Source organism: Salegentibacter agarivorans, assembly GCF_900113135.1.
GTDB lineage: Bacteria > Bacteroidota > Bacteroidia > Flavobacteriales > Flavobacteriaceae > Salegentibacter > Salegentibacter agarivorans.
In genome coordinates this window covers 1-1147 of the sequence record NZ_FOOH01000056.1, presented here as the reverse complement: position 1 = coordinate 1147, position 1147 = coordinate 1, and the positions used below count along the sequence as shown (strand labels likewise).

Below are 1147 nucleotides of genomic sequence, written 5' to 3'. Positions count from 1 at the left end.
CCTGTCAGACTACATTTAAGCCCTGGTAAGGTTCCTCGCGTATCATCGAATTAAACCACATGCTCCACCGCTTGTGCGGGCCCCCGTCAATTCCTTTGAGTTTCATTCTTGCGAACGTACTCCCCAGGTGGGTTACTTATCACTTTCGCTTAACCACTCAGCCCTTAATCGGGCCGAACAGCTAGTAACCATCGTTTACGGCGTAGACTACCAGGGTATCTAATCCTGTTCGCTACCTACGCTTTCGTCCATCAGCGTCAGTATATTATTAGTGATCTGCCTTCGCAATCGGTATTCTGAGTAATATCTATGCATTTCACCGCTACACTACTCATTCTAACCACTTCATAATAACTCAAGACAATCAGTATCAATGGCAGTTCTCCCGTTGAGCGGAAGACTTTCACCACTGACTTAACTGCCCGCCTACGGACCCTTTAAACCCAATGATTCCGGATAACGCTTGGATCCTCCGTATTACCGCGGCTGCTGGCACGGAGTTAGCCGATCCTTATTCGCAGAGTACCGTCAAACTCCCACACGTGGGAGTGGTTCTTCCTCTGTAAAAGCAGTTTACAACCCATAGGGCAGTCTTCCTGCACGCGGCATGGCTGGATCAGGCTCTCGCCCATTGTCCAATATTCCTCACTGCTGCCTCCCGTAGGAGTCTGGTCCGTGTCTCAGTACCAGTGTGGGGGATCTCCCTCTCAGGACCCCTACCTATCGCTGCCTTGGTAAGCCGTTACCTTACCAACTAACTAATAGGACGCATACCCATCTAATGGCCATAAATGTTTAATGAAAATATCAGGAGATATTCCCATACTATGGGGCATTAATCCAAGTTTCCCTGGGCTATTCCCCTCCAAAAGGTAGGTTGTATACGCGTTACGCACCCGTGCGCCGGTCGTCAGCGAAAGAGCAAGCTCTTCCCTGTTACCCCTCGACTTGCATGTGTTAGGCCTGCCGCTAGCGTTCATCCTGAGCCAGGATCAAACTCTTCATCGTTGTTTCTTAAATATAATTACAACAATCAAATCGTCTGTACTCAAAGATGACTTCTCTAGTCTTAATTCTAAATTATTTGTATCATTTCTCTCTCGAAAAATGTACGCGCTGTCAATTCAATAAATCAATGAACTTCCCC

General features: G+C 47.5%; 1 rRNA gene. It reads right to left on the bottom strand.

Annotation, left to right across the window (positions count from 1 at the left end):
* Nucleotides 1-1008, bottom strand: a 16S ribosomal RNA gene (locus BM084_RS18970); the annotation flags it as partial.
* Nucleotides 1009-1147: the final 139 nt, after the last annotated feature.